The following is a 12,711-nucleotide window of genomic DNA, read 5'->3' as shown; positions in this document are numbered from 1 at the left end:
CCGGACAAGAAAAGAAGATCAGAGAGTCTTCACGCGGCCGCGACCTGCGGCGCGGATCCATCTCACGGAGCTGACACAACGACCGGCCCCGGTCGACCATTCCCCCGCCCGATCAGCGGCGGGACCATATACAACCACCGGCACCGGCCAGTCATTCCACCCGCCAGCAGCGGGACCATTTCCAACGACCGGCGCTGACGACCCGGCCGGTACGTGAAACCACCAGCGCGGGGACCAGATATAACGAGCGGGGCTACCCCGCCATTCCAGCCACCCAGCCAGCAATTCAAAGAACCAGCGTGGGCCCCGATGTAACGGCCTACGTCCGCGGACCATTCCACCGTTCGGCCTGCGCGGACCGGACGGCGCGGGACAGTGGTGACACCAGGCGCGGCGCTTGCGACACTGAATCGGACACCGCGGCGTTCAGGGAGCATTCGTGCCGAACCGATTCCTGCACCTCGTCCGACACGGCGACGCGCTGGACGACGGCGCGCTCACCGAGGCCGGCGTCGAGCAGGCGCGGCTGGTGGGCCAGCGACTCAGAGAACTTCCGCTGTCGGCCATCCATCACAGCCCGCTGCAACGCGCGGTCCAGACCACCGAGTTGATCAGGCAGTACGTTCCCGACGTACCCGTCTATTCGTCCGAGGTCGTCGGCGACTACATCCCACCGATCCCAGATGGGGACAGACTGAACGGGCCCGCCGCGATGGTCTGCGACGGCGTGCCGCCGGACGAACTCGGCCGCGGCGCCGCACTCGCGGCTGCCGCAATCGAGCGGTACGCGGTGCCCGCGGAGCGGGACTCGCATGAGCTGATCGTCACGCACAACTTTCTGATCGGCTGGTTCGTCCGTCACGCCCTCGACGCCCCGGCCTGGCGCTGGCTCGGCCTCAATCAGTGCAACTGCGCGCTGACAACGATCCTCTACCGCCCGAACCGGCCACCATCGCTCGTCGCCTTCAACGACATGGGCCATCTCCCGCCGGCCCTGCGCTGGACAGGTTTCCCGCCAGAGCTCCGAATCTGAACCCTGCGGCTGTCCGCAGTGGACCGCGTACGGTCGCTTACTATCCGCATTTTCTGGTTTTCCCGCTCCTCGTGCCGATAAGAGATGTGCATCGTGCGCATCGGCACGACGCATCGATCGTGGAGGCGGGTTCGTGAGTACCCAGTCGGCGGCCGCGCGGCCGGTCAGGCGTCGCCCGTTCGCTGATCTGAGCGTCAGCGTCAAGATCTTGAGCGCGGTGGGGCTGGGCGCGTTCGTGGCCATCGTCGTGGCCGCGACCGGGATGGTCGGCCTCGGCCGGACCAGCGCCACCGCAGATCTGATCTCGAAGCGTAGCGTCGCGGCCGTCGCCTCGGTCGGTCAGCTGAGGACCGCCGTTGCCCAGGCAGACGCCACCATCGCCAATTCCGCGCTGGCCCCGTCCGACGCCGCCTCGGAGTACTTCAACGACGCGTTCGACAAGAGCGTGACCTCGTTCGACGAGGCGCTGGCCGCCTACCGGGCCAGCAATCCCGCCGGCAGCACGCAGACGATCGCCGACCTGCAGAAGAATTGGCAGTCGTACACGGCAATCGCGAAGGACAAGCTGCGGCCGCTGGGCAACGACAACAAGCTCGACCAATGGTCGGCGGTGCGGACCGACCAGGTGCAGCCACTGCTCGAGAAGATCACCACGGAGCTGGACGAGCTCGCCGAAAGCGAGGCGGCCGACGCGGTAACGAACGCGACAGCCGCACAAGACACCTACCGCACCAGCCGAACCATCGTCTGGACCGTGCTCGTCGTCGGCCTGCTGCTCGCACTCGGGATGGCTGTCCTGCTTGCCCGCAGCATCGTCCAGTCGCTGAACAAGGTCAAGGCGGTCTGCGAAGCGCTGGCCGTCAACGATCTGACCCGCACGACCGGACTCACTTCGGCCGACGAGCCGGGGCAGATGGGCCGTGCCCTAGACGCCGCGATCGTCGCGCTGCGCCAGACCGTCGCCACCATCGACGAGTCGGCGTCGTCGCTGGCCGCCGCCTCCGAGCAGATGACCGGCACCGCCGCCCAGATCGCCGCATCGGCTGAGGCGACGTCGACACAGTCGGAGGCGGTCTCCGCCGTAGCCGCAACGATCTCTCGCAGCGTCGACACGGTGTCGGCCGGCGCCGAGGAGATGGGCGCCTCCATCCGCGAGATCTCGCAGAACGCGGCCGAGGCGGCCCAGGTCGCCGGCGAGGCCGTCGCCCTGGCTTCGCGCACGTCGGCGACCATGAACAAGCTCGGCGAATCCTCCTCGCAGATCGGCAACGTCATCAAGACCATCACGGCGATCGCGGAGCAGACCAACCTGCTGGCCCTCAACGCCACCATCGAGGCGGCGCGCGCGGGCGAGATGGGCAAGGGCTTCGCCGTGGTGGCCAGCGAGGTCAAGGACCTGGCGCAGGAGACCGCGCGAGCCACCGAGGACATCTCCCGGCGGGTGGAGGCCATCCAGGTCGACACCACCGGCGCGGTGACGGCCATCAACGAGATCAGCCACGTCATCGGCAGGATCAGCGACTTCCAGACCACGATCGCCTCGGCAGTGGAGGAGCAGACCGCAACCACCGCGGAAATGAACCGCAGTGTTTCGGAGGCCGCGAACGGCACGGGCGAGATTGCCGGCAGCATCAACCGGGTCGCGCAGGCCGCCGCGAACACGAGCGCCGGGATCGACGAGACACAGGAGGCGGCCTCCGACCTCGCCCGCATGTCGACGGAGCTCAAGGCGCTCGTGGCGGGCTTCCGGCGATAACCTCGGGGCCGGCCGTAGTTCGCGCGGGTTCTGGGTTGTAGTTCGGGGTTTTCTCGGGGCTCGGGGTTACCCCGCCGACAACACTAATGTCCTCGCCCGCCGCTGGATCACCTCGGTGTGTGCACCTGGCCCCCACCTCATGAGCAAGCGGCACTGCACTCGCCGGGGTCAGTTGTCGTCTCGACGTTCTCGCGCCGGAGACGCTGCCATGACGAAATCATGGTCACGACTGAGATCTCCGGAGGGGCTCGCTCAGGCGTCTCGCGGGCCGTCGCCGAGAAGGCTTCACTCTCGGCACGAACGACGGCTCAAGGTCAACACCGGAACCACCATCCGGTGTTGACCTTGAATCGAGCGCAGCTCGATCCGATCTTGGCGACGCGCGAAGCGTCGTCGCCCGACCGCAACCATCCACACACCAGTTACCAACCGACCAACATCAACCATCCACACACCTACACCACCACTCACTCACCTCTGCTCACAACATGGTTTAGATCCCGACCGAAAATCCTTCCGGGTCGATGTCGGCGTACCCGCGCACCCGCAGAGACCCGCTGGGCAGAGTTTCGGTCTCACCGCGGTGCGCCGAGGCGGCGCCGATGAGGTCGCCAGGGAGCCACGCTAGCGCGTTTGGCTCCACCCATGGCTCCACGAATGGGCCTGGAGATCGGCTGGCAAGCCGCTGACCTGGGTGCCCCCGGCAGGATTCGAACCTGCGACACACGGTTTAGGAAACCGATGCTCTATCCCCTGAGCTACGAGGGCGCGAGGGCCCAGTCTAGCGACCTGCGGGTTGCCCCGGGTGGCAGGGAGTGGCCCGCGTTGACCTGGGTCGTCCCGGCCGGTCTGGGCGGCCGATGACCACATGCTGATCACACCGGCCGGGCCAGCGGCCATGATCATTGGGCCGCGTTGACCCGGCGTGCCACCGATAGACCCGCGCTGGCATCTGCTGGAGAGCACACCACGCGCACATCAACCATGATCATGGATCTCGGCCGATCCCCCGGCCCGGGGCGCCGCCGCAGGGCCGAACATGGAGTCGCCGCAAGTCTAAAGCGAACCTCCTCGCAGTTCGTCTTCCGTGCGACTCCACCCTGGGCCGGGGCGCTGTCAGCTGACGGGTATGCGGCGGGTTCTGGCGGGTTACGGGTTCAGCCAGGGTGGTGCGCCAGGCCGTGGCGAGTGTTGCAACGTCGGGGTATCGGTCGGCGGGTGTCGTGGTGGTGGCCCGCACAGAGGCTGAATCGCAGCCGCTCGCCGCCGACATTCTCGTGCTCGAACAGCCACACGTCCTCGTACGAGCACTTATCCTCGGCGACGCCGGCCATCCGGAAGGACAGGACGGCCCCGTCGGCCAGCCGCACCGCACCGGGGCCGCCGGCAAAAGCGACGAAGCCTCGAACGGTCGGCGACCCGCTCGCGAGGACGGCCGGCCTTGAGCAGAAGTCGTACGCGCTGAGGTGCGGGGTCAACGCACCACGAGCCGCAGATCCGCCGGCACCACGTAGTCGGAAGCGTTCCCGGGCACCACGGCCCGAAGCGCCGCCCCGTCGATCGAACCGGTGACGGTGACCAGCGCGGTCCGGCCCAGGTCCACGAATTCCATCGGGATGCCACCGCCGTACTCGATGGCGGAAATCGTCAGGCCGTCGGCGACGGGGCGGCCCCGGCGGGAGCCAACTCGACCCGGTCGCCCAGCCGTACCGTCCCGGCGACGCAGCGCACCGTCGCGGTCAGCGAGCTGTACGTCAACCTGATGATCTCGTGGAGCCGCAACTGTGGTCGGTCAACCATTGCCCGCCTCCCGGACGAAACGCTCGATCTGTTCGGGCGACAGCTTCGGCAGGTTGTGCAACGCCGGGCTAATGTCCCCCGTGGAGATCCGGATGGGCACGGGGAAGCTCATGCCTTTGAGGATCTCCCGGGCCTGCTTCAACGGAATGATAATCGTCGACCGGCGCTCGAAGCCTTTCCCAAACTCGCCGCCACCCGCAGGGCCGCGGCATAGCGGTGGACCCCTTCCACGAACGCCTTGGAGGCCCGGACACCCTGATGACGACCCTGAATCAGTACGACGGCGTCCGGTGATCGCCTATCCGGGATCGCTCGTCGGGCCGGCGACCGAGTGACCGTGCCGGCCGGTCTGAGTGACCTGTCCGACGGCGGTGTGCAGCCGGGCGTCGGAGCGGTCTTGATCAAGGCTGGGACCACCACGGGTCGCCGTCGCGGGGTGCGGCAGGCGCGAGGCTGGGCGTTTGCTGGTTCACGGGGATCGCGGGCGTAAACATCCTCGGGCCATCACCTCGATGGTGAGGACGGTGGCGGTGGCTTCGACGGCGAGGAGGCCGACGAGGACGAACAGTTGGGTGATTCCCGCGGTCAGCGGGCTGGCGCCGCCGAGGAGGACGCCGACGAAGGCGCCGGGGAGGGTGACCAGGCCGACGGTGCGGGTCTGGTCGAGGGCGGGGACGAGTGCCTGGCCGGCGGCGGGGCGGCAGACGAGCAGCCGGGCGTCGCGGGGAGGTAGTCCCAGCGCGAGCGCGGCTTCGACCTCGCCGCGCCGGGAGTGCAGATCGTCGTTGAAGCGTCGCCCGGCGAGGCTGGTGGCGGTCATCGCGCCGCCGGTCAGGATGCCGGCGATGGGAATGATCGCGATGCCGCGCAGGGGCACCAGGCCCGCCAGGAGCAGCGCGGCGACGACGGTCAGGCTTGCGGTGATGATCGGGACACCCGCCCACCAGCCGTACGGCCCACCGGTGATCCGCCGGCCGGAGGTGCCGGCGGCGACCACGCACATGAGCAGGACGAACGTCCCGGTGGCCCACAGTGAGCCGACGATCGCGGTGATCACCAGTGACACGGCGGCCAGTTGCAGCGCGGCGCGGACAGCGGCGACGGCGATCTGCCGGCCGTGCCCGAGCCGTCCGACGGTGGCGACGGCGGCCCCGAAGGCGGTCAGCAGCGCCAGCGCGACGGCGAGTTTCGGCCCGATCACCAGCATCGTCGAGGTCATCCGGCCAGTGTCGCCTCAGCGCCGACGGGTCGTTCAGTCGGTGCGGGAGGGGTTTCCGGACACCGTCGCCTCGGTGGGCGGGGTTGCCGCGCGGCGGCGGGAGCGCAGGAGTTGGATGCCGATCGGCAGGACGGAGACGACCACGATGGCGATGAGGATGAGCTCGATGTTCGATTTGACGAAGCTGATCTGCCCCAGGAAGTAGCCGAGCACGGTGACGCCGGTTCCCCAGAGGATGCCGCCAAGGACGTTGTAGGTGAGGAAGGTGCGGTAGTGCATGCGGCTGACCCCGGCGATGACGGGGGTGAAGGTCCGCACGACCGGCACGAAGCGGGCCAGCACGATCGAGCGGGCGCCGTAGCGGGCGAAGAAGGCGTTGGCCCGGTGCACGTTCTCCTGCTTGAACAGCCGGGAGTTGGGGCGACGGAACAGGCTCGGGCCCACCCGCTTGCCGAACAGGTAGCCGACCTGGTCGCCGGCGATGGCGGCGACGGCGACGAGCAGGCAGACCAGCCAGAGCGGCTGGTGCAGGTAGCGCCCGTCGGCGACGAGCAGCCCGGCGGTGAACAGCAGCGAGTCGCCGGGCAGGAACAACCCGATGAGCACCCCGGACTCGGCGAAGATGATCGCGAGGATCCCGATCAGCCCGAAGGTGGAGATCAGCCATTCCGGGTCGATGAAGCTGGGGCCCCCGCCGAGTAGCGCCTGAGGCGTGGACATGGCATGACCTCCGGAACGAGGGGGCGGGGTGCTCAGGCGGTGGTGTCGAGGCGGCGGCCGGTACGGCGGTCGTAGGCGCGGCCGACGACGCCGATGGTGGCGACTGCCGCGGCGGCGATGAGCGCGCCGACGAGGATGTCGCCGGGGTAGTGCACGCCGGTCCAGACACGGGCGAAGCCGATGATGGTGGCGAGCACGCTCAGCGCTACCCCCCACCGGCGGGACAGAAACGCCCCGACGGCGAACGCCACCGCGAACGCCGCGGTGGCGTGGTCGCTGGGCAGCGATGCTCCGGCGGCGTGCGGAATCAGCTGGTGCACGGGGTGGGTCTGGAAGGGCCGCACCTCGGTGCTGAGCGCGGCGACGGCCTGCCCGACGGCGAAGGCCAGCCCGAGGGACGCGACGACGCGCACCAGTGCGGCGCGTCCGTGCCGCAGGTGAGTCAGGACAGGTATCGCCGCGGTGGCGGCGAGGACGTAGATCAGCCACACCGCCGACCATTCGAAGAAGTCGTCGACGAGGTCGCTGCGACCGGCGGCGGCGTTGACGAGCTGGAACAGGTGATAGTTCATCGATCTCCCCGGAACTGGTGGTCCGCCCCGCACGGGCCGCCTGGCGTCCAGCTTTACGACCGCCACCTGAGAGGAGCCTGAAACGGACCAGGCCCGCCTTCAATCCTGGTCGGCGTCACCGTCTTGGGCAGGAGGATTTCAACGGTCATCCCCGGACCGGGCATCACCCGCACCCGTCCACCGTGCGCCACGACGACCTCGCGGGTGATGGCGAGGCCGAGACGGATCTGACCGACGCGAGGCCGACCACGGCCGCGGCCAGTACAACCGCACGGTACGTGTTCGTGGTCGGACGGGTCACCGCCCCCGCCGGAGTTCGTCACACACCGTGGCAGGTGAGGCGAGGCTTACCTTATGGTGAGCTGGTGCTGCTGAGACGTCCTGCTGCCGCCCTCACCGACCTCGCGGTGCGAGCCGTCGAAGCGTCCACCGGGTCAACGGGTCGGCTGTCCGACCTGCCCCCGGGCAGTCGGGCCACGATCGTGGGGCTGGCCGACGGGACGCCGCCTTCGACGGCTCACCGGCTCGCGGACCTCGGGTTCACCGCCGGCACGCCGGTGCAGGTCGTCCGTCGCGCGCCCCTGCGGGATCCGGTGGTGTACCGGGTCAAGGACTACGACCTGTGCCTGCGCCGCGCGCAGGCCGCGCACGTGCTGATCCGGGACGTGCGGTGAAGGACGCGGGTTGCCACGCTGAGGCCGGGGGTGGCGCGGTTGACACGGCACTGCCCCGCCTGGCCCTGGCGGGCAGCCCGAACGCCGGGAAGACGAGCATCTTCAACGCGCTGACCGGTCTGCACGCCAAGACGGGCAACTACCCCGGCGTGACGGTGTCCCGATTCGTCGGCACCATCCAGGCGGGCGACCGGCGGTACCTGATCGAGGACCTGCCGGGCACCTACAGCCTCGACCCGATCAGCCCGGACGAGCAGATCATGGTCGACGTGCTCGACGGCCGCCTCGACGGCGAGGCGCCGCCGGACGCGCTTCTGGTCGTGGTGGACGCCACCACGCTGCGCCGCTCGCTGCGGTTCGTCGCGCAGGTGCTGCGCCGCGGCCTGCCCACCTGCCTGGTGGTGACGTTCACCGACGAGATGACCGTACGGCAGGGCCAGTTGGACCTGTCGGCGTTGCAGCAGGCGTTGGGTGTGCCGGTGGTGCGGGTGCTCGGCAACCGCGGTCAGGGCATCGACCAGCTGCGTGAGCAGATCGTGCGGTGGCCGACGTGGCCGACGCCGGCCCTGCCGCCACCGGCGGACGCGGCCGAGGCGGACGCGTGGGCCGAGTCGGTGCTCAGCTTCGCCGGCTACCGGGCCCCGGAACGCCACCGCATCACCCAACGCGTCGACGCGGTGCTGCTGCACCCGCTGTGGGGCACCATCGTGTTCCTCGCCGTGATGGTGGCCTTCTTCCAGACCGTGTTCACCCTCGCCGCGCCCCTCCAGGGTTACGTGGAGTCCTTCTTCGGGGGGCTGTCCGGGCTGGTGACCACCCACGTCGGCAACCCCTGGCTGGCCGGGCTGCTCGGCGACGCGATCATCGGCGGTATCGGCGCGGTGCTCGTGTTCGTACCGCAGATCATGCTGCTGTTCCTGCTGATCTCCCTGCTCGAGGGCGTCGGCTACATGTCCCGTGCCGCGTTCCTGATGGACCGGGTGATGGCCCGCGCGGGCCTGGAGGGCCGCGCGTTCGTGGCCCTGCTCTCCTCCTTCGCGTGCGCGATCCCGGGCATCATGGCCACCCGCACCCTGCCGTCGGCCAAGGACCGCCTGGCCACCATGATGGCCGCGCCGCTGATGACCTGCTCGGCCCGGCTGCCGGTGTACGTGCTGCTGATCGGCCTGCTCGTCGACCCGTCCACCCGGTGGGGGCCGTTCGGGGCGCAGGGCCTCGTCATGTTCGGCATGTACCTGCTCGGTGCGGTCTCGGCCATGACCGCCGCCTGGGTGTTCAAGAAACTCGGCGACCGCACCGGCCCGCTGCTGCCGTTCTACATGGAGATGCCCCCGTACCGGATTCCCTCGGCCCGCTCGGTGCTGATCGCGGTCGGCGACTCGGCCAAGTCGTTCCTGCGCAAGTGCACCACCATCATCGCGGTCACCACCGTCAGCCTCTGGTTGCTGCTGAACCTGCCCCTGCACTCGACCGCCGACCTGCGCGCTCACGGCGTCGACCCGGGTAACGACACCGCGGTTTCCGCGTACGTCGCCGACCACAGTTACGCCGCCGGCCTGGGCCACCTCGTCGCGCCGGTATTCGACCCGCTCGGCTTCGACTGGCGGATCAATATCGGCGTGCTGTCGGCACAGTCGGCGCGGGAGACGTTCGTCGCCACCCTCGGCCAGGTCGCCGCCGCAGAAAACCCCGACGAACCGTCCACGGCGCTCAAGGAGATGACCTACACCGACGGGCCGCACGCCGGGCAGCCGCTGTTCACCGCGCCGACCATCGCAGCGCTGCTGGTCTACTTCGCCTTCGCGTTGCAGTGCATGGCCACCGTCGGCATCATCCGCCGGGAGACCGGCGGCTGGAAATGGCCCCTGATCGCGTTCGGCTACCTGACCGCGCTGGCCTGGATCATGGCCTACGCCGCCAGGACCATCACCGCGATCCTGGCGGGCTGAGGTCATGATCCCCATTCACCCCCAGCCCGTCGCGGGTCACCCCGAGCAACTGCGCTGGATCACCCCGGCCGGAGTGCTGCCCTTCACCGGCGTCGCCGCCACCCTGCCGGATTCCCTCGCTGCCCTACGCGACGACTGCACCCTCGCCCAGGTCCGCGTCGAACCCGCAGCGATCGTCACCACGCTGCATCCCGGTCGGCAGTGGTCCCGCGACGGTGCCCGGGTCCGTACGGCGCTGCACGCCGCTCTCGCCGACCCGACCCACTGGACCCCGGCCGACAACTGCGGCGAGCCGGACGACGGGCCACTGCGCGACGCCGCCCAGGAGCTGCTCGACGGGCCCGTCGGCGACCTCGCTCGCTCCCACGGCGGGCACATCGAACTCGTCGACGTGCGCGACGGCACCGTCACCGTCAAGCTCGCCGGCGCCTGCCACGGCTGCCCCGCCGCCCGCACCACCCTCCGCCAAGGACTGGAGAACCAGCTCCGCCGCAACCACCCGCAGCTGCGTGTCGTCACCGCTGATCCGTGCCGCGGTTGAGCCGGGCCGGGCTGCTTGCCCGCGCGGGAGGAGCAGGTCTCAGACATACCCCAACCCGCACCTGCGAGATCGTTGTGCCGGCGTGCCCACCTCCCCCGCCAACACCCCGGGCAGAAGGTGCGACAACCGGAGTAGAAAGGTCTCACCCGGGAGGCTAGGCATCGGGTGCATGCGGGCGGATCCCGAGGCCCGGGGGATAGCCAGCAGGGTTGGCCGGGGGGGCATCCCGACACGTTCAGGTCCGGGGCACTCCCCCCGGCAGCGCCGCCGAAGACGCACTCAAACTCGACCGATCAGGCCCACGAAGAATCAGGGAAAAGAAGTTCGCCCCTCGTTAATGCGCCACCCGACGCCTAGCTACGAGCTACCAGAGTCTCTGTTCAAGCCGCCCAGGAAACGCAGGCCGGTGTACGGCACGATGCTGTGATGGATCAACGAAGGGCGCAACTGGCGAAGACGCTACGGGAACTGGGGTTCTGGCAACATTTCTCCGAGGAGGATGCTGCGGCCGGAGAACAAGCGGTCACCCGAGGTGCTCATCCGCTCGGAGGACGGGCGACTCTCGACGAGGAACCGGGCCTCCGGTTTTTCCACGTGGACGGGGAGACCATGGCCGAGGGCGGGGTGGGCCGGGTCCTGGCGGAAATGGCCCCCGCGCTGCGTCGTCATGCCGTGGAACCGCACGTCGAGCTGGTGACCTATCCCGACAGCGTCGAGAGCGGCGACTACGTCATCAGAATCAATGGCCGCACCTGCGTCGTGTGGACGCCGCGGGACTGGGTTGCGAACAGTCCGTGGACGGTGGCCACCGTCCGGCCGCTCGCCGTCCTCAACGACCTGCTGGCCGAAGCCGGCGCGGTCCCCCGGCTCTACACCCTGCAAACCGGCGGAAACGACGGAGAAGCATGGCTCCTCGACCCGCGCGCCGTCGCCGCCATCACGGAAAGCGGGCTGTTCGGCGAAGACGAGACGCCGGCACTGGCCACTCAGGACTGACCAGAGCGTCGCCGGCCCGCCGTACTCGACGAGCTCATCCCTTCCGCTCGGCATCACGTCGAGCAGTACGCCAATAATCCGATCGAGGCTGATCACAGCCAGCTGAAACACCGACTGAGACCGATGCGCGGACTACGAACGGACGAGACAGCACAGGTGATCATCGCCGGGCACGCCTTCATACAGAACCTGCGGCGCGGGCACTATGAAATCGCCGTCGACGCCCCATATGTTGCTCCTCCCCGTGTTGTCCTGCGGTGTTGCTAGTCGCCCCACTCCCAGAACAGGTGCCCCTCGGCCTTGAGCTTGTCGAGGGAGTAGACCAGGCCCTGCGGGTCCGTGCTGGGCGCGATGTCGAAGACAATGAACCGGTCACCCCAGTGCTCGTGCGGTATGCCGTCGAACTCCGCGACCGGCACCAGCGCCTCGGTGAGGCCGGTCGGCGCCGTCGGCGTGAACAGGACGCGGAGCACCCGGTGACCGGACCGTTCGTGCACCCGGATCGGCCCGCCGGCCGGGTCGAGCGCCACCACGTCGTGGCGGGCCAGGCCGTCGGTCCAGAACGGCACGCAGACGATCCGTGCCAGCCCTTCGCCGAGATCGGAGAGCCACAACTCCTCGACGTGGCCGGGCAGCTTGTGCTCAACCGAGACATACGCCTTGCGCAGAGGTGCTGGCCACCCGGCCGGCTCGGAGTGCACCACGTAGGTGGGTTCGGTCACCGAGGGCTCCGTCTCATCCACGTTTGTGTCTCATCCCGCGCACAGGAGGCACCACTCCTGAATCATCGACTTGGGCCACCAGGGCTGCGGCCACGTGCCGGTGTATCCCTTGGGCGGGATCTTCGGCACGATCCTATTGTTCTTGAACGGGTTGCAATGCCCGCAGGCCTGCGTCAGGTTCTTCGGATCGAGGTTGCCGCCGTGGATGCGGGCGTCGACGTAGGCCACCCGTGGTCATCGTGGCCGTGACCGCCCCGCCGCCCTTCTCCTGCAGCGGTTCTGCCCGTCGTAGAGATAGCTGGTCGTCGTACCGTTGACCGTGCTTGACAGCCGCCGGCCGTCGGCGGCGTAGCCGCCCGAGCGCGTCCCACCTGCGAGTCGTTGACCGAGGTGAGCTCTCGGATGATGCCGGCATGACCAGCATGGTCTGCGTCTCGCCCGCTTGGCGACTACTACCTGGCCGAGGACTACCACCGCGGCACCTCGCCCCGAGCAAGAACCCGCACGGCTACCGCAACCCGGCCCCAACGGCCTAGCCGCCCGTTGGCATCGCCCGCACCGAAAGCCTCAAGGTAGCGGTGGCTGACCGGAGGGGCCCGGCGCACATCGCGCCGAGCCCCACCCTCTCCCTAGCTGTACTGCCCAGGGACGTTGGTCAATCTGGTGACGGGCGGTTTGCCGCCGGTTGCGGTGTGTGGCCGGTGGTGATTGTAGTGATGCAGCCAGGCG

General features: G+C 69.0%; 16 protein-coding genes, 1 tRNA gene and 1 pseudogene. 7 read left to right on the top strand and 11 right to left on the bottom strand.

All coding sequences use genetic code 11. From position 1 onward, the window contains the following. The first annotated feature begins 439 nt into the window (after positions 1 to 439). Positions 440 to 1,033: a histidine phosphatase family protein gene (locus BLW47_RS24420; protein WP_091563123.1), complete on the top strand. Its 594-nt coding sequence runs from the start codon at positions 440 to 442 to the stop codon at positions 1,031 to 1,033. A gap of 133 nt (positions 1,034 to 1,166) precedes the next feature. Continuing rightward, positions 1,167 to 2,789 carry a methyl-accepting chemotaxis protein gene (locus BLW47_RS24415; protein WP_091563119.1) on the top strand — a complete coding sequence of 541 codons (1,623 nt, stop codon included), beginning with the start codon at positions 1,167 to 1,169 and terminating at the stop codon, positions 2,787 to 2,789. A gap of 695 nt (positions 2,790 to 3,484) precedes the next feature. Here the strand turns inward: BLW47_RS24415 and BLW47_RS24410 are convergent. The 9 genes from BLW47_RS24410 to BLW47_RS25955 all read right to left on the bottom strand — a co-directional run bounded on the left by BLW47_RS24410 (position 3,485) and on the right by BLW47_RS25955 (position 7,423). Further along, positions 3,485 to 3,557 (bottom strand) — tRNA-Arg (locus BLW47_RS24410). Between the two features lie 389 nt (positions 3,558 to 3,946). Then, positions 3,947 to 4,267 (bottom strand): hypothetical protein, encoded by a 321-nt coding sequence (locus BLW47_RS24405; RefSeq protein WP_091563116.1) that lies wholly within the window; start codon positions 4,265 to 4,267, stop codon positions 3,947 to 3,949. After that, positions 4,264 to 4,401, bottom strand: coding sequence for a hypothetical protein (locus BLW47_RS25310; protein ID WP_175543794.1), 138 nt, complete (start codon positions 4,399 to 4,401; stop codon positions 4,264 to 4,266). Before BLW47_RS25310 ends, BLW47_RS24405 begins: the two co-directional genes overlap by 4 nt. Before the next feature lie 35 nt (positions 4,402 to 4,436). Next, positions 4,437 to 4,589, bottom strand: coding sequence for a hypothetical protein (locus BLW47_RS25305; protein WP_175543793.1), 153 nt, complete (start codon positions 4,587 to 4,589; stop codon positions 4,437 to 4,439). Continuing rightward, on the bottom strand, positions 4,582 to 4,731 hold the full coding sequence (locus tag BLW47_RS25300) for a hypothetical protein (RefSeq protein ID WP_175543792.1): 150 nt from the start codon (positions 4,729 to 4,731) through the stop codon (positions 4,582 to 4,584). Before BLW47_RS25300 ends, BLW47_RS25305 begins: the two co-directional genes overlap by 8 nt. Positions 4,732 to 5,058: 327 nt before the next feature. Beyond that, complete coding sequence (locus BLW47_RS24400) at positions 5,059 to 5,808, bottom strand: ABC transporter permease (protein WP_091563113.1); 750 nt, start codon at positions 5,806 to 5,808, stop codon at positions 5,059 to 5,061. A 33-nt stretch (positions 5,809 to 5,841) separates the two neighbouring features. After that, a complete protein-coding gene (locus BLW47_RS24395) occupies positions 5,842 to 6,528 on the bottom strand; it encodes a DedA family protein (RefSeq protein ID WP_091563110.1) in 687 nt (228 codons plus the stop codon). 32 nt (positions 6,529 to 6,560) lie between these two features. Further along, positions 6,561 to 7,100, bottom strand: a complete 540-nt coding sequence (locus BLW47_RS24390) for a phosphatase PAP2 family protein (RefSeq protein ID WP_091563105.1) — start codon at positions 7,098 to 7,100, stop codon at positions 6,561 to 6,563. A 53-nt stretch (positions 7,101 to 7,153) separates the two neighbouring features. Next, complete coding sequence (locus tag BLW47_RS25955) at positions 7,154 to 7,423, bottom strand: ATP-binding protein (protein ID WP_342709905.1); 270 nt, start codon at positions 7,421 to 7,423, stop codon at positions 7,154 to 7,156. A 42-nt stretch (positions 7,424 to 7,465) separates the two neighbouring features. Between BLW47_RS25955 and BLW47_RS24385 the strand changes: the two genes are divergently transcribed. The 5 genes and pseudogenes from BLW47_RS24385 to BLW47_RS24365 all read left to right on the top strand — a co-directional run. Then, positions 7,466 to 7,774: a FeoA family protein gene (locus BLW47_RS24385; protein ID WP_245737086.1), complete on the top strand. Its 309-nt coding sequence runs from the start codon at positions 7,466 to 7,468 to the stop codon at positions 7,772 to 7,774. Further along, on the top strand, positions 7,771 to 9,723 hold the full coding sequence (feoB, locus tag BLW47_RS24380; RefSeq protein ID WP_091563101.1) for a ferrous iron transporter B: 1,953 nt from the start codon (positions 7,771 to 7,773) through the stop codon (positions 9,721 to 9,723). The genes BLW47_RS24385 and feoB overlap by 4 nt, the downstream gene beginning before the upstream one ends. Before the next feature lie 4 nt (positions 9,724 to 9,727). Then, positions 9,728 to 10,264: a NifU family protein gene (locus BLW47_RS24375; protein WP_091563097.1), complete on the top strand. Its 537-nt coding sequence runs from the start codon at positions 9,728 to 9,730 to the stop codon at positions 10,262 to 10,264. A gap of 426 nt (positions 10,265 to 10,690) precedes the next feature. Continuing rightward, on the top strand, positions 10,691 to 11,260 hold the full coding sequence (locus tag BLW47_RS24370) for a hypothetical protein (protein ID WP_091563127.1): 570 nt from the start codon (positions 10,691 to 10,693) through the stop codon (positions 11,258 to 11,260). A 15-nt stretch (positions 11,261 to 11,275) separates the two neighbouring features. Continuing rightward, positions 11,276 to 11,527: pseudogene (locus tag BLW47_RS24365) on the top strand (DDE-type integrase/transposase/recombinase); the annotation flags it as partial. On the opposite strand, the gene BLW47_RS24360 reads toward BLW47_RS24365, so the two are convergent. Further along, positions 11,524 to 11,982: a DUF4265 domain-containing protein gene (locus BLW47_RS24360; protein ID WP_175543791.1), complete on the bottom strand. Its 459-nt coding sequence runs from the start codon at positions 11,980 to 11,982 to the stop codon at positions 11,524 to 11,526. The pseudogene BLW47_RS24365 and the gene BLW47_RS24360 sit on opposite strands and share 4 nt — an antisense overlap. Positions 11,983 to 12,012: 30 nt before the next feature. Next, entirely contained in the window at positions 12,013 to 12,210 is a 198-nt protein-coding gene (locus tag BLW47_RS24355; protein WP_091563086.1) for a hypothetical protein, read from the bottom strand. Positions 12,211 to 12,711 lie beyond the last annotated feature (501 nt).

Origin of the sequence: Micromonospora pattaloongensis (assembly GCF_900107255.1) — a bacterium.
Lineage (GTDB): Bacteria > Actinomycetota > Actinomycetes > Mycobacteriales > Micromonosporaceae > Micromonospora_I > Micromonospora_I pattaloongensis.
Note: the sequence above shows the minus strand (reverse complement) of the source record. Positions and strands in the feature narration are given on the sequence as shown.